This window comes from Pseudomonas sp. AC252, assembly GCF_979258105.1.
In genome coordinates this window covers 49,706-73,358 of the sequence record NZ_OZ409837.1, presented here as the reverse complement: position 1 = coordinate 73,358, position 23,653 = coordinate 49,706, and the positions used below count along the sequence as shown (strand labels likewise).

Genomic DNA, 23,653 nt, shown 5'->3' with positions numbered 1-23,653 from the left:
GACTGGCGGGGTACAACTTGGTGCAAGAAATGTCTGCATGAACCGCTTTGGTGCCTTTTCAGCCTTCAGGTCTGCCTTCTCATGGAAAATCTGCAAAGCGCTGTGGACACGCTGGTCCACAGTTCCAATACGTTGTTCATTCTGATCGGTGCAGTGATGGTACTGGCCATGCACGCCGGTTTCGCCTTTCTGGAAGTCGGGACGGTCCGGCAGAAAAACCAGGTCAACGCACTGGCGAAAATCCTCAGTGACTTCGCCGTCTCGACCCTGGCCTATTTCTTTATAGGCTATTGGATCTCCTACGGCGTCACCTTCATGCAACCGGCTGCGGCGCTGACGAACGATCATGGCTATGGACTGGTGAAGTTTTTCTTCCTGCTGACCTTCGCTGCCGCGATCCCGGCGATCATTTCCGGCGGCATTGCCGAGCGCGCGCGGTTTGTTCCGCAGTTGTGCGCGACGGCGCTGATCGTGGCGTTTATCTATCCGTTCTTCGAGGGACTGATCTGGAACGGCAACTTCGGCTTGCAGGGCTGGCTGGCAGCGCAGTTTGGCGCGGCGTTCCATGATTTCGCCGGTTCGGTGGTGGTGCATGCCATGGGCGGTTGGCTGGCGCTGGCCGCTGTTCTGCTGCTCGGCCCGCGCAATGGCCGCTATCGCGATGGACGCCTGGTCGCGTTTGCGCCGTCGAGCATTCCGTTTCTGGCACTGGGTTCGTGGATCCTGATTGTCGGCTGGTTCGGCTTCAACGTGATGAGCGCGCAGACACTGCAAGGTGTCAGTGGCCTGGTCGCGGTGAACTCGTTGATGGCCATGGTCGGTGGTACCGTCGCGGCGTTGATCGTCGGGCGCAATGACCCGGGCTTTCTGCACAACGGCCCGTTGGCCGGTCTGGTGGCGATCTGCGCGGGATCCGATCTGATGCATCCAGTCGGTGCGCTGGTGACAGGCGCGGTCGCCGGAGCCTTGTTTGTCTGGTGCTTTACCGCTGCTCAAGTCAAATGGCGCATCGACGATGTGCTGGGCGTCTGGCCATTGCATGGCTTGTGTGGCGTGTGGGGCGGGATTGCCTGCGGCATCTTCGGCCAGACCGCGCTGGGTGGCCTGGGCGGCGTCAGCCTGATCAGCCAGATGATCGGCACTGCGCTCGGCGTCGCGGTGGCGCTGGTTGGCGGCTTCGTTGTTTACGGCGCGATCAAGGCATTGCATGGGCTGCGCCTGAGTCAGGAACAAGAGTATTACGGCGCCGACCTGTCGCTGCACAAGATCGGCGCGGTGAGTCAGGACTAGATTTCCTCATCATTGGCTCCGGGGTAGAAGCCGTGGAGGAGGCGATAGCGGTTGATGCGCACCTGATCGACTTTCTCCTGCACCTGATGCGCGGGCAGACCAAGCATGATCAGCGCGTGTGAAGCGAGCATCAGGCTCGACTCCAGAAGCTCCGGCACCACCTCGGTGGCGCCGGCGGCTCGTAACTCGGCCGATTGGCTGTCGTCACGGGTGCGCACCAGAATCGGTACCTGTTGGTTGAGGCGGCGGGCTTCACGCAGAATGCGCAAGGCCACGTCGCTTTGGTCCACGGCAATCACCAATAGCCTGGCGCGCAACAGGCCGACGGCAGTCAGCAGATCGCCACGCGCCGAGTCGCCGTAATGCACGTCGCTTTGCGCGGATGCGGCTTCCTGCACCCGCACCGGATCGTTGTCCAGCGCAACATAGGCTTGCCCGGCGTTGCCCATGAAGCGGCCGATGGACTGGCCGACGCGACCGTAGCCGCAGATCACCACATGCTGATCGAGGTCGGCGTTGAGCGCGCTGATCTGTTCGATCTGCGCCTCCTGATTAGGCTTGCGGTGCAGCACGGCGGCAATGCGCGGCGCCGCACGCAAAAGCAGTGGAGTGAGCAGCATCGAGCAGAACGTCGCCGCGAGCAGCAGGGCGCCCGGTTCGGCCGGCAACAGGCTGTTCTGCTGCATCTGCGCCATCAGCGCAAAGCAGAATTCGCCGCCCTGCGCCAAGGCCAGACCACTGCGCCATGCGGTTTCGCTGTCACTGCCGCGCCACTTCACCAGCAGCGCGACCACGATGCCCTTGATCAGCATCAGGCCGAGCGTCAGGCCGATGATCAACAGGCTGTGACTGACGAACAATTGCAGGTCGATCAGCATGCCGATGCTGACGAAGAACACGCCGAGCAGAATGTCGCGAAAGGGCCGGATGTCGGCTTCGATCTGGTGCCGGTAATGGCTTTCCCCGAGCAACATGCCGGCGAGGAAAGCGCCGAGTGCAGGCGACAGGCCCAGCAAGTGCGTGAGCCAGGCAGTCAACAGCACGATCACCAGCGCCAGCAGCACGAAGAGCTCGGGCGAGCGCGAGGCCGCCACCTCATGAAACAGCCGTGGCAATAACCAGCGACTGGCGAGCAGCAGGCCGAAGAACAGCACCACGGTTTTGCCCAGCGTCAGCGGCAAGGCCCAATACCAGGACTGCTCGCTGGTGCCGGCGAACACCGGAACCAGTGTCAGCAGCAATACCGCGACCACATCCTGAAACAGCAGTACTCCGACGGCGTTCTGGCCGTGGCTGCTGAACACTTCGCCAAGACTGCCCAGCTCCTTGGTCACGATCGCCGTGGATGAAAGCGATAAACCGGCACCGAGCAACAGCGCCGGCGTCAGCGGCATTCCCAACCCCACCAACAGTGTGCCGAGCAGCGCTGTGCTGATCAGCACTTGCTGACTGCCGAGGCGAAACACCACCTGACGCAGCGCAATCATCTTCGACAGGGAGAACTCCAGGCCCAGGGAAAACAGCAGAAACACCACGCCCAGTTCGGCGACATCTGGCAGATGTTCGCTCTCATTGACCCAGTCGAATGCGTTCGGCCCGACCAGTAATCCCACGCACAGGTAACCGAGCACCGGCGGCAGTCGCAGGTGCCGGAACAGGGCAATCACCACCAGGGATGAGGCGAGGATGATCAACAGATTTGCAAACACGGGACACTCCGCTGTCAGGGCGTTGGCCTCTGAAGCGTAGAGGCAAAAAGTCCGCGAGGATGACGTATTTGCAATCTGCGCTGAATGATTTGCGTCAGGATTTTGCGCCGGCAGGGTTATGTCCTTCGGGCGGCGGTGGGTCGACGAGTATTCGGGGCCGTCCTAGAATGGGCTCACTTGTTTTTCCGGTAACGCCGTCATGCCTCCAGAATGTCAGCTGTTCGGCACCCTTGGGTGCCACCTGTGTGAAGTTGCCGAAGCCGAGCTGATGCCCTTCGTCGAGCACGGTCTGCTGGTGGAACTGGTGGACATTGCCGAAGACGAATCGTGGTTCGAAAAGTACAGCTTGCGCATTCCGGTACTGCGACGCATCGACACCGGCGCGGAGCTGGACTGGCCTTTCAGTGCCGACCAGGTGGTGGCGTTTTTAGGTTGATTAGGTTGTGCCTTGATGCCTCCGCTGGTCGCGGCAACCCATCCTTGCGTTGGCACTCGCTGGCTTCTTCGGTTACTGTATGTTCATACAGCAATCGAGTCAGAGGGATGAACCGTGGTCAATGTCGAACAGTTGAAGAGCAGCGTTAACCGGATGTCGGTCGACGTGGTGCGCGAGGCGGTCCTCGAATTGCGCCTGGACGGGCTGGTCACGGAAGGCAAGACGCCATTCAACAAGCTGCATTTCAATACCTGCTTTGCCGAAATCGAAGCCCTTTTTCAACGCGCTGGTTATCACAAGCAGCTGGATGTGGTGGGTTATCAGGGGTTGCTGTATGCCTTGTACGACCCGGGGCGTTGGGAAGCGGTCGATGTGTTGCGCTGGCTGAAGGAGTTCACCGAAGCGGCGGCCCTCAAATCGATTCCAGCCTGATCAAACTGCGCTAGGTCGCTTTGCCTCACTGTTGGATAATGCCGGCCTGCATTGAGGATTTCTGTTTCGTATGACCAGCCCCGTATTTCCCGCTGCGCACAATCAGGCCAGCACCTTGTATTTGCCGCCCGGTCCCTGGCTGACGGTACTCGATTGTCTCTGCGAGCACTTCAGTGCCATCGGCCGCGAACAGTGGCTCGACCGGATTGCTCGCGGACGGGTGCTGGATGCGCAGGGCCAGCCAATTGCCCTGGACTTGCCGTACAAGGAAGGGCTGCGCATTCATTACTTTCGTGAGGTGCCGGACGAAAAGCCGATCCCGGTGCTCGAGTCGATTCTCTATGCCGATGGGCATCTTGTGGTCGCCGACAAACCTCACTTTCTGCCAGTCACCCCGGCCGGGGAATATGTCGAACAAACCCTGCTGCGTCGTCTCATCCGTCGGCTGGACAATCCGCATCTGGTGCCGCTGCACCGCATCGATCGGCACACCGCAGGGTTGGTGATCTTCTCGGCGAATCCGCAAACCCGTTCCGCCTATCAGTCGTTGTTCCCGACGCGGCAGATCGACAAGCGCTACGAAGCGATTGCCCCGGCGCTGCCTGAGCTAAATTTCCCGTTGGTGCACAAGAGCCGGTTAGTCGATGGCGAGCCATTCTTCCGCATGCAGGAAGGGCCTGGGGTCAGCAATACCGAAACGGCAGTGGAGGTCCGCGAGAAAAATGGCGATCTGTGGCGCTATGGCCTGTTTCCCGTGACCGGCAAGAAGCATCAGCTGCGTGTGCACATGACGGCTTTGGGCGCGAGTATCTGCAACGATCCGTTTTATCCGACCGTGTTGAAAGATGTCGTGGACGACTACGCCAATCCGTTGAAGCTGCTCGCGCAAGGGCTGCGCTTCGTGGATCCGGTGACGGGCGAGGCGCGAGAGTTCGAGAGTCAAATCACTTTGCAGTGGTGAAGCTGAACCCGTTTTTCGAGCGCCCATGAAAAAGCCCGCATGACAATGCGGGCTTTTCTGTATCCGGTATCGATCCGCAGCCTTACAGCTCTTTAACGGTACGAACCTGATCCTTGTTGATGCGGGTTTCTTTGCCGTCCAGCTGCTGGAACTCGTAGAAGCCCGAATCATCATCGTATTTCGGGGTGTCGACGGCCTGGATTTCGCGACCGTCATTCAAGGTGATCACTGTCGGCGAGGAGCAACCGGCGAGGGTTGCCAGGCCCAGTGCGAGCATGAAAGTGGCGAGGGTCCGTTGAGTCATGAGTGTGTCTCCGAATGGGAAATCTTCTGGTTACTGAGCTTGAGACGTAAACAAGGCGTGAGAGTTCCTTGGATAATGTCAGTCTGACACAGTGTTGTGCAGATGTAACAATTCGGGGGTGTTGAGGTTGGCCAGTCGCGGGTCGTTGTCAGGGCATTGCAATGCGACGGCGTCGAGACTGCGCATCACTCGGCCGGGGCTGCGTTCGCCTGCATTCCAGGCGGCTTCGAATGCGGCCAACAGCGCCACGGGGATCACGCACAGCAGTGGTTCCCAGTGCGCGCCATGGCGCAGCATTAAAGGTTTTTCACGTTGCTGATTGGCAGTCGTCAGCATGTCCTCGAGCAAGGCCTTGTCGATTCGCGGCACATCACACGGCGACACCAGCAAATGCGCATGGCGCGCCGCTTTCAGCCCTGCGCGGATACCGGCCAATGGGCCCGGAAAGTCGCCCTCGTCATCCATGACCAGTTGATCGGCAAAAGCGGCATAGCGCTCGCGATTGCGGTTACACGAGATAATGAGATCGTCGGTCAGCGGTCGCACCTTGCGCTGCAGATGCGCGATCAAAGGTTCGCCCTGCCATTCGATGAGGCCCTTGTCCTGGCCGCCCATGCGTTGGCCGCGTCCACCGGCCAAAAGCAGGACGGAGCAGGGTGGCAATGGGCTGTTCAAGGGCATGACGACTCTCCGGAGGGGCGGCAGAAAAATGAGCCGCTGTGATATAACACCGGGCTGTTTCCCCTACAACTGGAAGAGCCTATGAAAGCCAAGGCTGATGTACCTTTCGTGCCGCTCAATATTGCGGTGCTGACTGTCAGCGACACCCGGACGCTGGAAACCGATACTTCCGGTCAGGTCTTCGTTGATCGCTTGATCGCGGCCGGCCACGCGCTGGCCGAGCGCGTTCTGCTTAAAGATGATCTGTATAAAATTCGCGCGCAAGTTGCCAATTGGATTGCCGACGATGTGGTTCAGGTTGTGTTGATCACTGGCGGTACTGGCTTCACCGGGCGTGACAGCACACCGGAAGCGGTGGCGTGCCTGCTCGACAAACAGGTCGACGGATTCGGCGAGCTGTTCCGCCAGATATCTGTCGCCGATATCGGCACTTCCACCGTGCAGTCCCGTGCCCTGGCAGGTCTGGCCAACGGCACGCTGGTGTGCTGCCTGCCGGGTTCGACCAATGCGGTACGCACCGGCTGGGATGGCATCCTCGCAGAGCAACTGGACGCTCGTCATCGTCCGTGCAACTTCGTCACGCATCTGAAGCAGGCGGCACCTTGTGAATCCCGTGGGTAAGCCGGGCAAGAGCGGCAGTTTGCTGCCCGTCGAAACGGCGCTCGAGCGCTTGCTGGCAATGGCCGATGCTTCGCGGATTGTCGAGCGCGAGCACTTGCCGCTGGCTCAAGTCGTAGGGCGGGTGCTGGCTGAAGATCTGATCTCGACGCTGGACCTGCCGCCGTGGCCCAACAGTGCCATGGACGGCTATGCCTTGAATCTGGCTGACTGGAAGGGTGAGCCGTTGCCGGTTAGCCAAAAAGTCTTTGCCGGGCAGTCGCCGCAACCCTTGGAGCCAGGCACTTGCGCTCGCATCTTTACCGGGGCGCCGCTGCCGCCCGGCGCCGACTGTGTCGAGATGCAGGAAAACGCCGACGTTCAGGCCGACGCAAGAGTGCGCTTCCTCGAGCCTTTGAAAGCCGGACAGAACATTCGTCCGCAGGGCCAGGAAACCACGGTCGGTGAACTGGTCCTGCAGGCAGGCACCCGATTGGGACCGATCGAGCAGGGCCTGGCTGCATCATTGGGCTGCGCCGGCCTCAACGTCGTGCGCAAGCCGCGCGTGGCGGTTCTGTCTACCGGAGACGAGCTGGTTGAACCCGGTCAGGCATTGGGTCCGGGCCAGATCTACAACAGCAACCGGGTGCTTTTGTGCAGCTGGCTGCAGCGTCTGGGTTGTGAAGTCATCGATGGCGGAATCCTCCCGGACGATCTTCCCGCCACGCGGGCCCGGCTGGGCGAGCTGCAGGATGTCGATCTGATTCTGTCCACCGGCGGTGTCTCGGTCGGTGAAGCGGATTTCCTTGGCATTGCCTTGCGTGAAGAAGGCGAACTGGCCTTGTGGAAGCTGGCCATCAAACCGGGGAAACCGTTGACGTTTGGTCATTTCCGCAACGTGCCGGTGATCGGCCTGCCCGGAAATCCCGCGTCGACGCTGGTGACGTTCGCCTTGCTCACGCGCCCTTATCTGTTGCGACGCCTGGGCGTGCAAGCCGTCGAGCCGCTCAAGTTTGCAGTGCCCGCAGGCTTTGTCTGGCCGGTGGCCGGAAATCGTCGCGAGTATTTGCGCGGACGTATCGACCAAGGGCGCGCAATCATTTATCGCAACCAGAGCTCGGGGGTGTTGCGCAGCGCAGCGTGGGCCGACGGATTGGTCGAAGTCCGGGAAGGCCGCACGCTGAGCGAGGGCGATGAAGTGAGCTTCATTCCCCTCAGTGACCTGCTGGGGTAACCCGTCTTGCCCATGCACGCGTCGGCTGGTAAGCACGGCGCGTGCAACAATTGATTCGGTCAGTTGCTGATGAGTGACACCAACTGGTCGAATCGGCTGTTGGCCACCCATCCCAGCAGTCCGAGGATGACAGCGGTTGCACCCGCCGAATACGCCAGACGATGTTTTATCGTCCGCACATCATTGAGTACTTCATCCATGTCGCGGCGCATGTATTTGAAGTGGGTTTCCAGCTCGCTGACGCGGGGCTCCATATCAAACTCTCCACTGGTCTTGGCGCTGTTACAGAATTCTGGTTTTTTGCTGGCACGGCTTTCGGCGAGAGCGGCGACCGGGCTCACCGGTGCCTTGGTTTCATGGTTGCGCATGGAAATACTCGCTGATCGTAGCAACTGCACGCTTGCTGGTTTTTCCATTGCTCGATTCATGGAAATGAATCGCGGGGTATCCGTTCATTACCTGCACATCCTTGTGTTGTTGGGTTGAAAGTTGATGCTGCCGGTACACGGTGACCCAAGGGGCGGCCGGGGTCAATTAAGCCGATTCCTCTTGTTTCGTAAGAAAAAATACCGCTGTGTAGGACGCCGGTTGTTGGAAGAGGAATTAATTGCCATCTCCGTGGCTTTTTTAAGGCGCACAGTGGTCAAGATGTTTCAATCGATTTCAATTCTTGGAGTGACGTTATGAGTGAACGCCGGGCACTGCTGATCCTGCATGGCAAACAGGCACTCAACGAGGATGTCCGCGCCGCCGTCGAAGCCAGGCGCGAGCAAGGCTGGGAGCTGGCTGTCCGGGTGACCTGGGAGGCCGGCGACGCCCAGCGTCTGGTCGAAGAGGCGCTGGCAGCGGGTTACACGAAAATCATTGCAGGCGGCGGCGACGGTACCTTGCGCGATATTGCCGAAGCGCTGGCGCAGCATCCGCAAAAAGCCAGTCTTGTCCTGCTACCGCTGGGCACTGCCAACGATTTTTCCCGCGCCGCCGGCATTTCGCTGGAACCGGCGCAGGCGCTGGATTTGCTCGACGTCGAGCCTTCGGATATCGATCTGGGCGAAGTGGGCGGGCAGATTTTCCTGAACATGGCGACGGGTGGATTTGGCAGTCAGGTCACCGCCAATACGTCGGAAGACCTGAAAAAAGTCTTGGGTGGCGCTGCGTACCTGTTCACCGGCCTGACCCGGTTCAGTGAGCTGCATGCCGCTTACGGTGAGTTGCAGGGGCCGGATTTTCATTGGCAGGGTGAACTGCTCGCGCTGGGAATCGGCAACGGAAGGCAGGCGGGTGGCGGCCATGTGCTGTGCCCCGAGGCGCGAGTCGACGATGGTTTGCTGGATATCAGCATTCTGCCGGCACCGCAGGAGCTGGTCGGGACGCTGAAGAATCTGCTGAGCGAGGGCTTCGGTCTCGACAGCATGTTTGTGCGTGCTCGCTTGCCGTGGGTCGAGATCAAGGTTGCCGAAGGGTTGAGCATCAATCTCGATGGCGAGCCGCTGGAAGGCGACAGTCTGCGTTTTGTCGCCAAACCTGCAGCGTTGCAGGTGCACCTGCCAAAGGACTCGCCGTTATTGGGCCAACAGCCGTCAATCAGTCATCAAGGCTGATGATCTGCTCACGCACGGCGAACAGCACCAGACCCGCCACGTCGTAGATTTGCAGGCGCTTCATGATCTGCGCGCGATGGGTTTCAACGGTCTTGACGCTCAGGCCCAGACCGTTGGCGATTTCCCGTGTGGACTTGCCTCGTACGATCAGCCTGAGGATCTCTAACTGGCGCGCCGTCAGATTGTGCGAATCGGCGATGTCCGGCTGGCTTTTCTGGCTACGGGTCAGCGCCTGATTGATCACGGTATGAGCAATGGCCGGGCTGAGGTAGCGTTCGTTGTTGCGCAGGGCCTCCAGCGCGTGCTCAAGCTCAGTGGCCGTTGTGTCTTTGAGCAGATAACCATGGGCGCCGGACTCCAGCGCCTGCATGATCAGCGCCGGATCGGTGTGCATCGACAGGATCAGAACCTTGCTCTGCGGGCGCACGCGCTTGAGGCGTTGCAGCGCTTCCAGGCCACCGGTTTCTCTCATCGAGATGTCCAGCAATACGATGTCGGGGCTCAGTTGCTCGACCATTTCAAGCAATTGCGAACCATCACTGGCTTCGCCGATTACCGCGTAACCGGGAATATCCAGTACCAGAGCGCGCACGCCGGCTCTGATCAGCGAGTGGTCATCCACCAGAAGTAAGTTACAAGTCAACGCATAACCTTATTCGTACTGGCCCGTTCGAGCGACCGAGGCGCCCATGGGAAAAGTGCTTCGATTCTTGTGCCTTTGCCCGGCTCGCTTATAACACTCAATGTGCCGCCCAACTGTTCGATACGCTCGGCCATTCCGGCCATGCCGCGTTGGCCTTCTCTGGCCGGATCGGCTGCCGGGGTGAAACCGAGACCGTCATCGCTGATCAACAAAGTCAGACCTTGCGGCAGACGCTGTACCTGAATCAACAGGTTTTTCGCCTGTGCGTGCCGCAGGATGTTGGTTACGGCTTCCTGGGCGATGCGAAACGCCGCGACGGCCATTTCCTCGGGAATGCCATTGAGTCGTTGCTGACAGTCGAGGCTCCAGTTCACCGGCGTGTTGGCGAGTGTCTTGAGCAAATGTGCACGCAGGCTGGCTTCAAGGCCCAGGCTGGTCAATTGGCGCGGATTGAGAATGGCCGAGACGTCACGCACTTTGTTCAGGGTTTCATCCAGCGTGTCGCAAAGTACCGTGCACTGCTCCTGCAGTTCTTCCGGCAGGCGACGTTTGAGCCAGTCACTTTGCAGCTTGGCGGCGGTAAGCAACTGGCCGATATCGTCGTGCAATTCACGGCTGAGACGGTGGCGCTCGTTTTCCTGCACTTGCAACAGGCGGTCAGCCAGCTCTTGCGGCTGAAACTTGATCGACTTGCGCGACAAGCGATATTGCACCCAGACGCAAGCGGTGGCGGCGACGTCGAGAGCCAACAACCCCAGCGGAATGTGCGCGGAGAAAAGATAAGCCAACAGACTGCCAAGGGTCGCCAGAACACACATGACGAGTGTGAAGCGTCGGGCATTTTCCCGCGAAGGCGGCCATGTGGTGAGTGACTTGAGACTGGCGTACATAACGGATGGAGCCAATGGATGTTCGCTGCGGGCAGACCGGCCGGTGGCTGGCGGATCTCTGTGTGAAAATACTGTCAATTATGTTACTGATTCAAACTGCATTTGTTGAGCAATCATTGACTGGCAATAACATTGCTGAGGAAATGCTGGAGTCAGTGTGCCATTAACGGCAGGCAACTAGACGGCGGCATAATACCACTTAACATACCGTTGGTCGCGGTTGCTATATATGTCCATTCAGTCAGGAAATATCGGTTTGTGGACGTAAGTTCCATATTGGAAAAAGTTGGAGTTGTTGTATTTCGGCCACTTTGACGGGCCTGGAAGTGTCGCTGGGTGACACAGGGAAAACCCTGATGGCGGCACTTGGAAATTAGCCGTTGGTCGGGCTGATTATTAGATCCGGATTGTCGCTGGCAGGTATGAACTATTCAATTACGACAATATCGCGGCCTGTCTTATCAAGCCTGCCGCGCTGCTGGGGAGGGTGACAGCAAACGTTTGCTCATCGTCCTCGGCTCAAATGTGTCCTGACCCATTTGCGCGGCGAACGCTTCCAGCAAAGCTGTTTGCTCGCTTTCATCAAGGCTCAGCTGTCCGGTCTTGTGATCCACCAGCTCCAGTTGCCATGCCATCAAGGTGAAACAGTCTCGTAATGCATCAAGCGCCTGGTCGTGCAGGTCGACATGATCCTGCGTCAGATTCAGCAGACTATAGATATGCAGGGAAAACTCGGAGATTGCTTCCAGTGCCAACGCTTCGGCGCGGCCTGCCAACTTCAGCAGAGTGCCGAGCATACAGTCGATGGCATCCTTGTCATTGCTGATCAATTGCAGATGGTTCAGGCATTCTTCGGACTTGGCGAGAAGCGTTTCGGCCTCGACCAGAAATTCGGGGAAGCGTTGCGCCCAGTCTTTGCGGTCGATTGGCATGTTTATCTCCACCACGTCGTGTTGGTTGACGGATGGCCGGGTGTGTCGACGATCGTGGATCGTCGGCAGATCGCGCCCGGTCGTGCAAGTACACGGGCCGAGGGGTTCCAGAGGGTGGGTTGCCACTGAATTGCGATCGCACACAATAGCCTGACTCCGTTCATGCAATGAGAATGGCGTCACAGTAATGGCTATTGGAAATGGCGAATATCAGGTTGGGCCTGATTGATCCTAGGGGAATCCCTTAGGCGCGGGAACCTAACGTGCAAACCGAGGTCGCGCCGCAATGAATCTAGCAGATGAAATCACGAATGCCAGTAAAGCATGATGTCAGTGTGACATCAATGGTCGTTTGTGGCATTTTTACTTACGGGCTTTACAGCAATCAAGATTAGCTGAATGCAGCCGATAAACCCCGATAGTGAATTCATCAGATCAAGCCCAGGAGTCATTGATGGCCGGCATTCTCGACACGGTAGACCAACGCACGCAACTGGTGGGTGAGAATCGCCTGGAAATCCTCATGTTTCGCCTGGCCGGACGCCAGTTGTTCGCGATCAACGTGTTCAAGGTTCAGGAAGTACTGCAACTGCCGAAGCTGACCCTGATGCCGCAGCGTCATCCCTTTGTTTGCGGCGTGGTCAACCTGCGCGGTCAGACATTGCCGGTGATCGACCTGTCCCAGGCAATCGGCATGCGCCCACTGGTGCCGGGCCCGAACAGCACGATCATCGTCACCGAGTACAACCGTTCGGTGCAGGCCTTCCTCGTCGGCGGCGTCGACCGCATCGTCAACATGAACTGGGAAGCCATTCTGCCGCCGCCGACCAGTGCCGGCCGCCAGCATTATCTGACCGCGATCAGCAAGGTCGACGATCAACTGGTCGAGATCATCGACGTAGAGAAAGTCCTCGCTGAAATCGTCCCTTACAACGCCAAGGTTTCACGCGAGAAACTCGACGACCCGGTACTCGAGCGCGCCCGTGGCCGCGAAGTGTTGCTGGTGGACGACTCCAACGTAGCGCTTTCGCAATTGCGCGATACCCTCGGCCAGCTCGGGGTGAAAATGCACATTGCCAGTGACGGTCTGAAAGCCTTGAACATGCTCAAGGCCTGGGCCGATACCGGCGTGCACATGACTGACAAACTGCTGATGATTTTCACCGACGCGGAAATGCCGGAAATGGACGGCTATCGCCTGACCACGGAAATCCGCAACGATCCGCGCCTGCGTGGGTTGTATGTCGTGCTGCACACCTCGTTGTCGGGCAGCTTCAACGACTCGATGGTGAAGAAGGTCGGTTGCGACAACTTCCTCTCCAAATTCCAGCCGGACAAACTGGTTGATGTGGTGCGCCAGCGTCTGATGCTCGACGCCGTGCCCGCTTGATCGCACGCCCATTGTAGGAGTGAGCCTGCTCGCGATAGCGGTGTGTCAGCCCCGAATCATTACCTGACACACCGTCTTCGCAAGCAGGCTCACTCCTACAGTTATTGCTCTTTGCTTCCTGATCGAGCTCGTATAGGGTGGCGTTTTTCCATCAAGGAAGCTGGCCATGCTGCGTCTGAGCGCGCTTTATCGTTACCCGTTGAAATCCGGCAAGGGCGAACTCCTGCAAAGCATCGAGCTGGACAAGCTGGGCCTGGCAGGCGACCGCCGCTGGATGCTGGTGGACGAGGCCAGCGGGCGCTTTCTGACCCAGCGTGCCGAAGCGAAGATGAGTCAGTTGTCGGCCTTGTGCAATGCCAGCGGCGGTCTGACCCTGAGCGCTCCGGAGCACGGCTCGATCGAAATTCCTTTGCCTGATGCAGACGCCGAGCTGCGCGGTGTGACGATCTGGCGCGACACCCTGCGGGTGCCGGACGCCGGTGATCAAGCCGCGCGTTTCGTCAGCGACTTCCTCGGCAAGCCCACGCGTCTGGTGCAAATGCCGCTCGAGCGGGCACGCACCACGCAGTCGGGTTTCGGCAAGGACGACGATAAAGTAGCGTTCGCCGACGGTTATCCATTGCTGCTGATCGGCGAAGCCTCGCGGCAGGCGCTCTCGGAAACGGTAGGGCGAGAGCTGGAGATGCTGCGCTTCCGTCCGAATCTGGTCATCGAGGGCAGCGCCCCTTACGCCGAGGACAACTGGAAGCGTCTTCGCATCGGCGACATCGAATTCCGTGTGGTCAAACCGTGCGCGCGTTGCATCATGACGACTGTTGACCCGCAAACCGGTGAGCGCAGCCCTGATCGCGAGCCGTTCGCGACGCTGCAGAAACACCGCAGCACCGCTGACGGCGCGATGTTCGGGCAGAATCTGGTCAATGACGGCAACGGCCGCCTGGAAGTCGGCATGCCGGTGGAAATTCTCGAATAGGTTGTCGCCGCAACGAAAAATGCCCGGGTCTTTTGGACGCGGGCATTTTTTGCGCTGTGAACCCGGCGGGATCAGCCGCGGTATTCGCACAGGTAAGCGGTATCGACGGCGACCTTCAGCTGGAACTTGCTGTTGGCCGGGACGTTGAACTGGCTGCCAGCGGCGAAGGTTTCCCAGTCGCTGCTGTCTGGCAGTTTGACGCTCAGCGCGCCGGACACCACGTGCATGATCTCGCGCTGGCTGGTGCCGAATTCGTATTCGCCCGGGGCCATGACGCCAATGGTCGCCGGACCTTCAGCGGTGCCAAAGGCGATCGACTTGACGGTGCCGTCGAAGTACTCGTTGACTTTAAACATGGGCGGATTCCTCGAAAAGGGCTTAAAAGGGGGCGGCCAGTATGCACAAGGCTTTTCGTGCCGTCACGCGTCTAAAGCGGCAGCACCAGCGGCAATAACCGTGCGGTATTGCGGGCATCTTCCAGCGCGCGATGTTGTTGGCCGTTGAACTGCATCCCCGCCAGTTGCAACGCGCCGTTGAGCCCCAGCGGTCGTTCCAGGCGGCGAGCCTTGGCGAAGCGCTGTTTGAGGTTCATGTGCGGGACTTTGCTCAGGCCACTGTCGATGTTCAGGCGCTGCCACTCTTGCAGCAACTGCTGGCGATCGTAACCGCCCCAACTGGCCCAGCCTTCAAGGCGAGCCTGATGCTGCGCCAGCCAGCGCTCAAAGGCTGGCCAGACCTCGCTCAGCGGTTGCGCCGAGTCGATGTTGGCCTGGGTGATGTGCGTCAGCTCCCGACAGAACGACGTCAGCAATGGACGGCGGGTCGGTTTGACGAAGCGCTGAAAGTGATCCTGCTCGCGCCCGGCGCGGTCGACCAGGGTCGCACCGATTTCGATAATTTCCATTTCCGCGACCGGCCAGCCACCTTCGTCTGTGGTGGCTTCCAGATCTATGACCAGCCAATGGGGCATCGCAGGGTTCCTGATTTCCGCGTTCTGATTTATCAGAGCGTAGTCAAACCCCGCACTTGTGCCCGGGCGACTACTCGACCTGCAACAGAACCTGACGATTTTTTACCTGATCGCCGACCTTCACTTGCACCCGTTTGAGCACGCCATCGATGCCGGCCTTCAACGGATGCTCCATTTTCATTGCCTCCAGTACCACCAGTAATTGACCCTTGCTGACCGTACTGCCTTCGCTGACCAGCACGTCGACAATGGCACCGTCCATCGGTGCTTTCAGGGTGCCGGAGGCGACGCTCGTCTGACTGCCGATCGGCGCATGAGTTCGATCCTCCAGGCGCAGGCTGCCCGGATGAGTGAACAGCCACAGCTGCCCATCGTGCAGACGATAGGCATGGCGCTGGCGCAGGCCGTCGACCTCCATGGTCACCGACTGGGTGGTGTGCTCGATGATTTTCAACTCCAGCGTGCGTTCGCCGACCTGCACGACATATTCACCGGATTTGCGCGCCAGCACCGACAGCGTCCAGTCCTGTTCGTCCCTGCCGAGTCGATAGTGCAGCGGCACACTGGCGTTGTTGCGCCAGCCATGCAGCGGGGCGCGATGGGGCAGGGCGCTGGCCTGATAGAACAACGCCACGGCAATCGCCAATTGCTCTGCCTTGGGCACATGAGCGTTGAGACTGGCGTGGCTGGAAAAGTGTTGCTGGATGAACGCTGTGCTGAAGTCGCCACTGATGAATTGCGGATGTTGCAGCAGGCCTTCGAGCAAGCGCTGATTGCTCTGCACGCCAAGCAGCACGGTGTCCTGCACCGCACGCAACAGCTTGCGCCGCGCCTCTTCACGAGTGGCGCCGTGGGCGATCAGTTTGCCCAGCATCGGATCGTAGAACGGGCTGACCGACTGACCTTCAAGCAGGCCGTGATCAATCCGCGCACCGTGCGCCAGCGCTGGCTGCCATGCCACAACGCGGCCGGTTTGCGGGAGAAAATCCGCAGCGGGATCTTCAGCGTAGAGGCGCACTTCCATGGCGTGACCGTCGAGGCGGATCTGCTCTTGGGTCAGCGGTAGCGGCTGGCCTTCGGCGACCAGCAACTGCCAGGCGACGAGGTCTTGCCCAGTGATCATTTCCGTTACCGGGTGTTCGACCTGCAGTCGGGTGTTCATCTCCAGGAAGTAGAACTGCCCGCGCGCGTCGAGCAGGAACTCCACGGTGCCGGCGCCGACATAATTCACCGCCCGCCCGGCCTTGAGCGCCGCCTCGCCCATGGCCTGACGCAGCTCGGCGGTCATCACCGGGCACGGTGCTTCTTCGACAACTTTCTGATGGCGGCGCTGGATCGAGCAATCGCGTTCGCCGAGATAGACCAGATGGCCGTGCTGGTCGCCGAACAGTTGCACTTCGACGTGACGCGGTTCGATCACTGCCTGCTCGAGAATCAAATCGTCGCTACCGAAACCGTTCATTGCTTCGGAGCGCGCGGTGCGCAGTTGCGCCGCCAGTTCGCTGGCCTCGTGCACCAGGCGCATGCCACGTCCACCACCACCGGCGCTGGCCTTGATCATCAGCGGATAGCCGATGCGCTCGGCCTCGGCCAGCAAGGTCGCGTCGTCCTGCGCTGCGCCTTGATAGCCAGCGATACACGGCACGCCCGCGTCGAGCATGGCGATTTTCGACAGGCGTTTGCTGCCCATCAGTTCGATCGCTTCGACGCTGGGGCCGATGAAAATCAGCCCGGCTTCGGCGCAGGCGCGGGCGAAATCGGCGTTTTCCGAGAGGAAGCCGTAGCCGGGATGAATGGCATCGGCGCCGCTGCGGCAGGCGGCGTCGAGGATCGCCGCAATGTTGAGGTAGGACTGTTGCACTGGCGCCGGGCCGATGTGCACGGCCTGATCGGCCATTTGTACGTGCAGCGCATCGGCATCGGCGTCGCTGAACACCGCGACGGTGCGATAGCCCAGCGCCTGGGCCGTGCGCTGGATGCGGCAGGCGATTTCACCGCGGTTGGCGATCAGGATTTTGTGAAGGGTGGGCATGGTGGGTTTCCTGAGGTTTTGACTTTGAATGTGATGGCCTCATCGCAGGCAAGCCAGCTCCCACAAGTTTTTTGAGCGAATGAGAAACCGTGTGGGAGCGGGCTTGCCCGCGATGCTTTTTCAGGCCCACCCCGGTTTGCGTTTCTGCATGAATGCCATGGTTCCCTCCACACCTTCGGGGCCGGTCACCGCCGCGCTGAACCACTGCGCCGCCTCATCAAGCAATTCACTCGAAGGCTGTCCGGCATTCGCCAGCAACAACTTTTTCGTCACCGCATTCGCTTCCGGCGCGCAGCGCAGCACCTGTTGCAACACGTCATCCAGTCGCTCGGCCAGCGCCTGCGCATCCTGTTCAACGCAATGCACCAGGCCCAATCGCTGCGCCTCAGCGCCATCGAAACGCGCCGCCGTCAGCGCGAGCCGGCGGGTTTCGGTCAAGCCGATCCGTTGCACCACAAACGGTGCGATTTGCGCCGGGATCAGGCCGAGGCTGGTTTCCGGCAAACCGAACTGCGCCTGGTGATCGGCCAGGGCGATATCGCTGACGCAGGCCAGACCGAAGCCGCCGCCGAGGACGGCGCCTTGCAGCACAGTGATCAGCACTTGTGGTGTGTGTTGGGCTTGTTCCAGTAACGCACCGAACGCCCGGTTCAACTCACGGTAAGCCTCCGCCCCCTGAGCCCGTGCATTGGCCATGTCCTTGATGTCGCCGCCGGCGCAAAAATGCCCGCCGGCACCGCTGAGCACCAAGGCCCGCACTGTGCGGTCATCGCGTATCGCCGCCAGCACTGCGCGCAGTTCGGCGACCATTTGCAGGCTCATCGCGTTGCGGCTGTCCGGGCGGTTGAGGGTGATGTGCAGCACGCCGCCATGCAGTTCCAGCAACAGCGTCTGGCAATCGGGCAGGCGGCTCATTTCTTTTTCCCGGGCAGGATGCCCATCAGTTTGCAGATGATGCCCAGCATGATTTCGTCGGCGCCGCCGCCAATCGACACCAGACGCACATCGCGATAGGCGCGGGCCACCGGGTTGTCCCACATGAAGCCCATACCGCCCCAATATTGCAGGCAGCTGTCGCTGACTTCACGGCCGAGGCGTCCGGCCTTGAGCTTGGCCATCGACGCCAGTCGGGTGACGTCCTGACCTTTGATGTACTGCTCGGTGGCCTGATAGACCAGCGCGCGCAGGCATTCGATTTCGGTCTGCAATTCGGCCAGGCGGAAGTGAATCACCTGGTTGTCGATCAGCGCGTTGCCGAAGGTCTTGCGCTCCTTGCAGTACTCGATGGTGCTGTCGATGCAATATTCCAGGCCCTTGATCATGTTCGCCGCGCCGAACAGGCGTTCCTCCTGGAACTGCAGCATCTGCATCATGAACCCGGCGCCTTCGTGGCCGATGCGATTGCGCTGCGGCACGCGCACGTTGTCGAAGAACACCTGCGCGGTTTCCGAGCTGCGCATGCCGAGTTTGTCCAGGTGCGAGCTGAGGCTGATGCCCGGGGTGGTCATCGGCACCATGATCAGCGACTTGTTGATGTGCGGCTTGTCGTCCGACGTGTTGGCCAGCAGGCAGATGAAATCGGCGCTCGGCGAGTTGGTGATCCACATTTTGCTGCCGTTGATCACGTAGTCGTCGCCGTCCTTGCGCGCCGTGGTTTTCAGCCCGGCAACATCGGAGCCGGCGCCGACTTCGGAAACGCCGATGCAGCCGACCTGCTCGCCCGTGATCGCCGGCCGGAGGAACTCTTCGCGCAGTTCATCGGAGCCGAAGCGGGCGAGGGCCGGGGTGCACATGTCGGTCTGTACGCCGATCGACATCGGAATCCCGCCGCAATGAATGGTGCCGAACTCTTCGGCGGCGACAATCGAATAGCTGTAGTCGAGGCCCATGCCGCCGAATTTTTCCGGCTTGGAAATGCCCAGCAGGCCCAGCTCGCCGGCCTTGCGGAAAATCTCGTGGATCGGAAAGCGCCCGGCCTTTTCCCATTCTTCGACGTGCGGGTTGATCTCGTGCGTGACGAACTGGCGGACGGTGCGGCGCAGGGCTTCGTGTTCCGGGGTGAAGATCATTGTTGTTGTTCTCCGTAGGATCCGTGGCGGTCAGAAGCGGCTGACGCCGAAGCTGTTGGGTTGCAGCGTACGCCGGTCGGCTTCGTGGCAGATATCCAGCAAGTAGCCAAGCAGGGTGCGGGTGTCGCGCGGGTCGATCAGGCCGTCGTCCCACAGGTTGGCGCTGCCGTACAGGGCGGTGGACTGGCTGTCGAGTTTCTGCGCGGTCATCTGTTCGAGCATGTCGAGCATTTTCGGATCGGGCTCGATGCCGTCCTTCAGCTGTTTGGCCTCAGTGACGATGCGCAGAACCTTGCCGGCCTGCGCGCCACCCATCACTGCCGTTCGGCTGTTGGGCCAGGCGAAGATGAAGCGCGGATCGAGCCCGCGTCCGCACATCGCATAATTGCCGGCGCCGTAGGAACCGCCGACGACGATGGTCAGTTTAGGCACCCGTGCATTGGCCACCGCCTGGATCAGTTTCGAGCCGTGCTTGATCACCCCTTGCTGCTCCGATTCGGTGCCGACCATGAACCCCGTGGTGTTGTGGAAAAACAGCAGCGGCGTCTGGCTCTGGTCGCACAGCTGGATGAACTGCGCCGCCTTGCTCGCACCTTGCGGGGTGATCGGGCCGTTGTTGCCGATGAAGCCGCAGGCGCGGCCCTGGATTTTCAGTTGGCCGCAAAGGGTTTGCTGATCGAACTCGCCTTTGAATTCGAGAAAGTCCGACTCATCGGCGATCCTCGCGATGATTTCGCGCACGTCGTAGGGCTTTTTCGCATCGTCGGGGATCAGCCCCAGCAGTTCGTCGATGGGGTAGAGCGGTTCCTTGTATTGCGGCTCCGGCAGCCAGGGCAGCTGTTCGTTCCACGGCAGCATGCGCATGATGTCGCGGACCTGACGGATGCCGTCAGCATCGTTTTCAGCGAGGTATTCAGCGGTGCCGGCGACCTGCGCGTGCATCTCGGCGCCACCGAGTTCTTCATCGGTGGCCACTTCGCCGGTCGCGGCTTTGAGCAACGGTGGGCCAGCGAGAAACAGCTTGGCCTTGCCGCGCACCACCACCACGTAATCCGACAAGCCCGGTTGATAGGCGCCGCCCGCCGTGGCCGAGCCGTGCACCACGGTGATCTGCGGCAAACCCATGGCTGACATGCGCGCCTGGTTGGCGAAACTGCGCGCGCCTTCGACAAAAATCTCCGCCGCGTAGTTGAGGTTGGCGCCGCCGCTTTCGGCGAGGGTGATCATCGGCAGTTTGTTTTCCCGGGCGATCTGTTGCAGGCGCAGGGATTTTTTCAGGCCGCTCGGCGAGATCGTGCCGCCCTTGATTGCGCTGTTGTTGGCGACCACCATCGCGCGGATGCCGCAGACATAACCGATGCCGGCAATCAGCCCGCCACCGGCCGAACTGCCGTCCTTGTCGTCATGCAACTTGTAGCCGGCGAGGCTGGCCAGTTCGAGGAACGGCGCGCCGGGGTCGAGTAACAGATTCAGGCGCTCGCGGGGCAACAGTTGCCCGCGTTTGCTGAATTTGTCTTTGGCTTCGGCGGCCTTGTTCAGCAGGTTTCGTTCAAGCTGCTGCACCTGCTCGATGGCGGCAAGCATGGCCGCGCGGTTGCGCGCGAACGCTTCGCTGTGCGGATCGAGTTGCGACTGGATCTGCGCCATGGCTTATTCCTTGTCCTTGAGCGCGTCGGGACGCAACACTTCTGGTAAATAGGCGCGGTGAAAGCCGTTGAACGATTCGCTGTGGCTGGCCTTGTGCAGCGGCCACGCCCGACTGCCGAGGCTGGCGGCACCGTCGATTTTCACCGTAGTGCCGCTGATGAACGCCGCCGCCGGGCTGAGCAGAAACACGATCGCCGCGCTGACTTCCGATTCGGTGCCGATGCGCTTGAGCGGCACGTGCTCGCGCAGGGTCGGGATCACCGCTTTGAACGCGCCTTCGTAAGTGTCCATGCCACTGGAGGCGATCCAGCCCGGCGCCACGGCGTTGACCCGGACCCCGGCATAACCCCATTCGAACGCGGCAGTCTTGGTGAAGTTGTCCATGCCCGAACGCGCCGCGCCCGAGTGGCCCATGCCGGGCATGCCGCCCCACATGTCGGCGAGCATGTTGACGATGCTGCCGCCGTGTTTGCTCATCGACTGGTTGAACACTTCCCGGGCCATGAGGAAACCGCCGACCAGATTGGTGCGCAGCACGGTTTCAAAACCCTTCTGATTGATCGAGGCCAAGGGCGACGGATACTGGCCGCCGGCATTGTTGACCAGACCGTGGATCGGCCCGTGTTCGACGATCAGCTCTTTGACCAATTGTTTGACCGCTTCTTCATCGCGGATATCGCAGGCCTTCCAGTGCGCGCGGCCGCCGTCCTCGGCGATTTCGGCGGCGACCTTTTCGAGTTTTTCCGGCTTGCGCCCGACCAGCAGCACATTGGCGCCAAGGGCCGCCAGTTCATGGGCGGTGCAGCGACCGATGCCGCTCCCGCCGCCGGTGACAATCAGGTTCTGGCCGCTGAACAGATCGGCGCGAAAAATCGACGCGTAAGCCATGCACACCATCCTCTAGTCGAGCTGTTCGGCGATGCTCTGCGGCACCGGAATCTGGATTTCCAATAGTTGTTGAGCGAAGGCCTTGCCCTGCGGATCGATGCGCAGACTGGCGACACCGCCACCGCCGAGGGCGTTTTCCAAGAGAAAGTTGAGGCTGTGGCTGCCGGGCAGATACCAGCGTTCGACACGCCCGAGAAGTGGATCGAGGACGTGACGCATCCAGTCGACCACCACCGAAGTGGTCAGCGCTTCGGCGATCCACGGCAGGTAATCGGGATGGCGCGGCATCACGCCGATGTTGCTGTGGTTGCCCTTGTCGCCGGAGCGCGCCACCGCCAGTTTCACCAGCGGCACACTGGCATCGGCGCGGCCCTGGGGTTTGGGTGGCTGATGGGCGATCGGCAAATCTGCGCTGTCGAGGGCCACCGGATCGGGCAGGGCGCACGGATGGCGCTCACCGGCCATGTCGATTTGCAGGGCGCAGGCGCTTTTATCGACGAGGAACGAGAACAAGCGGATGACTGGGTACACGGTCGGACGTCCGCCGACAATGCCGGTCAGACCGGGCGCCATACCGGTCGCGGCCTGGGCGATCTCTTTGGAAAACAGCACCAGCGCGCGTTTGTCAGGATGGCGCACGGCGATCTTGATCACCACTTCACGGCTGTCGCGGCGCTGGCCGTGGGGGCCATAGGTGGCTTCGCTGCCGAGCAGTTCGACATGGGTTTCGCTGTAGGGCGACCAGCCGCGCAGGCTGAACATCTCGGCGGTCTTGTCGATGATCGCCTGACTGACCCGCCGCGCCTTGTCTACCGCGTCGATGCCGGCCATCAGGCAACTCGCCGTACAGCGAAAACCGTCCGGGTACGTGGCGCTGACCTTGTATTTATCGCTGGGCGGCAGGCCTTTGGCACCGTGCACCTGCACGATATTTTTGCCTTGTTGCTGAAGTTTGACCTGAGTGAAATCGCAGATCACATCGGGTAACAGATAGGCCTGCGGATCGCCGATTTCGTAGAGCATCTGCTCGCCGACGGTCAGCGGCGTGACCAGGCCGCCGGAGCCTTCGGGTTTGCTGACGAGGAACTGGCCATCGGCGCTGACCTCGACGATCGGAAAACCGATGTGCTCGTAATCCGGCACCTCGCGCCAGTCGGTGAAATTACCGCCGGTGCACTGCGCGCCGCATTCAATGATGTGCCCGGCCAGCGCGGCCTGGGCGAGTTTGTCGTAGTCGTGCCACGACCAGCCGAATTCATGGACCAGCGCCGCGCTGACCACGGCGCTGTCGACCACCCGGCCAGTGATGACGATGTCGGCACCCAGGCGCAACGCTTCGACAATTCCTGGCGCGCCGAGGTAGGCGTTGGTCGATACGCACATCCGCGGCAGTGGAGCGCCGCTGAACATTTCGCGGATATCGGCGGGGTTTTTGAGCTGTCCTTGCAGGTCATCGCCGAGCAATACGGCAATCTTCAGCGGGACCCCAGCCTGGTCGCAGGCCGCTTGCAGGGCCGCCGCGCAAGCCCGCGGATTGACCCCGCCGGCGTTGCTGATCACGCGGATCTTCTGTTCAGCCAGTTGCGTCAGCAGCGGTGCCAGCACTTCAACGAAGTCGCTGGCGAACCCGGCCTGCGGGTCTTTCAGGCGCGCGCCCGCCATGAGCGACATGGTGATCTCGGCGAGGTAATCGAACACCAGATAGTCGAGGTTTCTCCCCGTGACAAGCTGGGCGGCAGCGGTGGAGGTGTCGCCCCAGAAGGCACTGGCGCAGCCGATTCGCACGGTGGTTGGCATTTTTATCTCCGACTCAGGGACCTGCGACAGAAGTGTCTGGAGGCTACCAAGCAAGCGCTTGGTTTGTAAACAGGCGAAACATTCTTCTGCCCAAGCGCTTGCTTGGTGCCCGCGCGCGGCTTAAATTGCGCGCAACCCTGCGGTTACAGGGGGCAACACACTGATCGACTGTAGGAG

At 60.6% G+C, this 23,653-nt stretch carries 24 protein-coding genes; 9 read left to right on the top strand and 15 right to left on the bottom strand.

Going from position 1 to position 23,653, the window contains the following annotated elements:
* The first annotated feature begins 81 nt into the window (after window positions 1–81).
* On the top strand, window positions 82–1,290 hold the full coding sequence (locus ACZZZ4_RS00325) for an ammonium transporter (RefSeq protein ID WP_039759870.1): 1,209 nt from the start codon (window positions 82–84) through the stop codon (window positions 1,288–1,290).
* Here the strand turns inward: ACZZZ4_RS00325 and ACZZZ4_RS00320 are convergent.
* A complete protein-coding gene (locus tag ACZZZ4_RS00320) occupies window positions 1,287–2,999 on the bottom strand; it encodes a cation:proton antiporter (protein ID WP_415761894.1) in 1,713 nt (570 codons plus the stop codon). The two genes, ACZZZ4_RS00325 and ACZZZ4_RS00320, sit on opposite strands and share 4 nt — an antisense overlap.
* Before the next feature lie 199 nt (window positions 3,000–3,198).
* Here ACZZZ4_RS00320 and ACZZZ4_RS00315 point away from each other — a divergent pair, with 199 nt between their 5' ends.
* The 3 genes from ACZZZ4_RS00315 (at window position 3,199) to ACZZZ4_RS00305 (ending at window position 4,828) form a co-directional block, all read left to right on the top strand.
* Window positions 3,199–3,435 (top strand): glutaredoxin family protein, encoded by a 237-nt coding sequence (locus ACZZZ4_RS00315; protein WP_039759867.1) that lies wholly within the window; start codon window positions 3,199–3,201, stop codon window positions 3,433–3,435.
* Between the two features lie 114 nt (window positions 3,436–3,549).
* Window positions 3,550–3,867: a hypothetical protein gene (locus ACZZZ4_RS00310; protein WP_016770837.1), complete on the top strand. Its 318-nt coding sequence runs from the start codon at window positions 3,550–3,552 to the stop codon at window positions 3,865–3,867.
* Between the two features lie 70 nt (window positions 3,868–3,937).
* Complete coding sequence (locus ACZZZ4_RS00305; protein WP_463547007.1) at window positions 3,938–4,828, top strand: pseudouridine synthase; 891 nt, start codon at window positions 3,938–3,940, stop codon at window positions 4,826–4,828.
* Window positions 4,829–4,910: 82 nt separating this feature from the next.
* Here the strand turns inward: ACZZZ4_RS00305 and ACZZZ4_RS00300 are convergent, their stop codons facing one another.
* Entirely contained in the window at window positions 4,911–5,132 is a 222-nt protein-coding gene (locus ACZZZ4_RS00300; RefSeq protein ID WP_016770600.1) for a YgdI/YgdR family lipoprotein, read from the bottom strand.
* A 78-nt stretch (window positions 5,133–5,210) separates the two neighbouring features.
* A complete protein-coding gene (gene mobA, locus ACZZZ4_RS00295) occupies window positions 5,211–5,813 on the bottom strand; it encodes a molybdenum cofactor guanylyltransferase MobA (RefSeq protein ID WP_463547006.1) in 603 nt (200 codons plus the stop codon).
* Window positions 5,814–5,894: 81 nt separating this feature from the next.
* Here mobA and moaB point away from each other — a divergent pair, with 81 nt between their 5' ends.
* On the top strand, window positions 5,895–6,434 hold the full coding sequence (gene moaB / locus ACZZZ4_RS00290) for a molybdenum cofactor biosynthesis protein B (protein WP_016770598.1): 540 nt from the start codon (window positions 5,895–5,897) through the stop codon (window positions 6,432–6,434).
* Window positions 6,418–7,644 carry a molybdopterin molybdotransferase MoeA gene (locus ACZZZ4_RS00285; protein WP_463547005.1) on the top strand — a complete coding sequence of 409 codons (1,227 nt, stop codon included), beginning with the start codon at window positions 6,418–6,420 and terminating at the stop codon, window positions 7,642–7,644. The genes moaB and ACZZZ4_RS00285 overlap by 17 nt, the downstream gene beginning before the upstream one ends.
* A gap of 59 nt (window positions 7,645–7,703) precedes the next feature.
* Here ACZZZ4_RS00285 and ACZZZ4_RS00280 read toward each other — a convergent pair whose 3' ends face one another.
* Entirely contained in the window at window positions 7,704–8,012 is a 309-nt protein-coding gene (locus tag ACZZZ4_RS00280; RefSeq protein ID WP_205884313.1) for a hypothetical protein, read from the bottom strand.
* Between the two features lie 315 nt (window positions 8,013–8,327).
* Between ACZZZ4_RS00280 and yegS the strand changes: the two genes are divergently transcribed.
* Window positions 8,328–9,245: a lipid kinase YegS gene (yegS, locus tag ACZZZ4_RS00275; protein WP_039759859.1), complete on the top strand. Its 918-nt coding sequence runs from the start codon at window positions 8,328–8,330 to the stop codon at window positions 9,243–9,245.
* Here the strand turns inward: yegS and ACZZZ4_RS00270 are convergent.
* From ACZZZ4_RS00270 to ACZZZ4_RS00260, 3 genes are all read right to left on the bottom strand, one after another.
* The gene (locus ACZZZ4_RS00270; protein WP_039759857.1) at window positions 9,229–9,888 is read right to left on the bottom strand and encodes a response regulator; all 660 of its coding nucleotides are present in this window, start codon (window positions 9,886–9,888) and stop codon (window positions 9,229–9,231) included. The two genes, yegS and ACZZZ4_RS00270, sit on opposite strands and share 17 nt — an antisense overlap.
* Window positions 9,885–10,778, bottom strand: a complete 894-nt coding sequence (locus ACZZZ4_RS00265; protein ID WP_463549238.1) for a sensor histidine kinase — start codon at window positions 10,776–10,778, stop codon at window positions 9,885–9,887. Before ACZZZ4_RS00265 ends, ACZZZ4_RS00270 begins: the two co-directional genes overlap by 4 nt.
* 461 nt (window positions 10,779–11,239) lie before the next feature.
* Window positions 11,240–11,710, bottom strand: coding sequence for a hypothetical protein (locus ACZZZ4_RS00260; protein WP_463549237.1), 471 nt, complete (start codon window positions 11,708–11,710; stop codon window positions 11,240–11,242).
* Window positions 11,711–12,164: 454 nt separating this feature from the next.
* Here ACZZZ4_RS00260 and ACZZZ4_RS00255 point away from each other — a divergent pair, with 454 nt between their 5' ends.
* Together ACZZZ4_RS00255 and ACZZZ4_RS00250 are read left to right on the top strand one after the other, a co-directional pair.
* A complete protein-coding gene (locus ACZZZ4_RS00255) occupies window positions 12,165–13,100 on the top strand; it encodes a chemotaxis protein CheV (RefSeq protein WP_016770829.1) in 936 nt (311 codons plus the stop codon).
* A 166-nt stretch (window positions 13,101–13,266) separates the two neighbouring features.
* Complete coding sequence (locus ACZZZ4_RS00250; RefSeq protein WP_129997295.1) at window positions 13,267–14,073, top strand: MOSC domain-containing protein; 807 nt, start codon at window positions 13,267–13,269, stop codon at window positions 14,071–14,073.
* A gap of 71 nt (window positions 14,074–14,144) precedes the next feature.
* Here the strand turns inward: ACZZZ4_RS00250 and ppnP are convergent, their stop codons facing one another.
* The 8 genes from ppnP to ACZZZ4_RS00210 all read right to left on the bottom strand — a co-directional run bounded on the left by ppnP (window position 14,145) and on the right by ACZZZ4_RS00210 (window position 23,476).
* Entirely contained in the window at window positions 14,145–14,429 is a 285-nt protein-coding gene (ppnP, locus tag ACZZZ4_RS00245; RefSeq protein ID WP_039759849.1) for a pyrimidine/purine nucleoside phosphorylase, read from the bottom strand.
* A gap of 71 nt (window positions 14,430–14,500) precedes the next feature.
* Window positions 14,501–15,043 (bottom strand): 3'-5' exonuclease, encoded by a 543-nt coding sequence (locus tag ACZZZ4_RS00240; RefSeq protein WP_039759847.1) that lies wholly within the window; start codon window positions 15,041–15,043, stop codon window positions 14,501–14,503.
* Between the two features lie 70 nt (window positions 15,044–15,113).
* Complete coding sequence (locus tag ACZZZ4_RS00235) at window positions 15,114–17,075, bottom strand: acetyl/propionyl/methylcrotonyl-CoA carboxylase subunit alpha (RefSeq protein ID WP_463547004.1); 1,962 nt, start codon at window positions 17,073–17,075, stop codon at window positions 15,114–15,116.
* A gap of 120 nt (window positions 17,076–17,195) precedes the next feature.
* Window positions 17,196–17,990 (bottom strand): enoyl-CoA hydratase/isomerase family protein, encoded by a 795-nt coding sequence (locus ACZZZ4_RS00230; RefSeq protein ID WP_463547003.1) that lies wholly within the window; start codon window positions 17,988–17,990, stop codon window positions 17,196–17,198.
* Window positions 17,987–19,144 carry a citronellyl-CoA dehydrogenase gene (gene atuD / locus ACZZZ4_RS00225; RefSeq protein ID WP_039759842.1) on the bottom strand — a complete coding sequence of 386 codons (1,158 nt, stop codon included), beginning with the start codon at window positions 19,142–19,144 and terminating at the stop codon, window positions 17,987–17,989. Before atuD ends, ACZZZ4_RS00230 begins: the two co-directional genes overlap by 4 nt.
* Window positions 19,145–19,174: 30 nt before the next feature.
* Window positions 19,175–20,791 (bottom strand): acyl-CoA carboxylase subunit beta, encoded by a 1,617-nt coding sequence (locus ACZZZ4_RS00220; protein ID WP_463547002.1) that lies wholly within the window; start codon window positions 20,789–20,791, stop codon window positions 19,175–19,177.
* 3 nt (window positions 20,792–20,794) lie between these two features.
* Window positions 20,795–21,679 carry an SDR family oxidoreductase gene (locus ACZZZ4_RS00215; protein ID WP_310405819.1) on the bottom strand — a complete coding sequence of 295 codons (885 nt, stop codon included), beginning with the start codon at window positions 21,677–21,679 and terminating at the stop codon, window positions 20,795–20,797.
* A gap of 12 nt (window positions 21,680–21,691) precedes the next feature.
* Complete coding sequence (locus ACZZZ4_RS00210; protein WP_463547001.1) at window positions 21,692–23,476, bottom strand: acyclic terpene utilization AtuA family protein; 1,785 nt, start codon at window positions 23,474–23,476, stop codon at window positions 21,692–21,694.
* Between the last annotated feature and the right edge of the window lie 177 nt (window positions 23,477–23,653).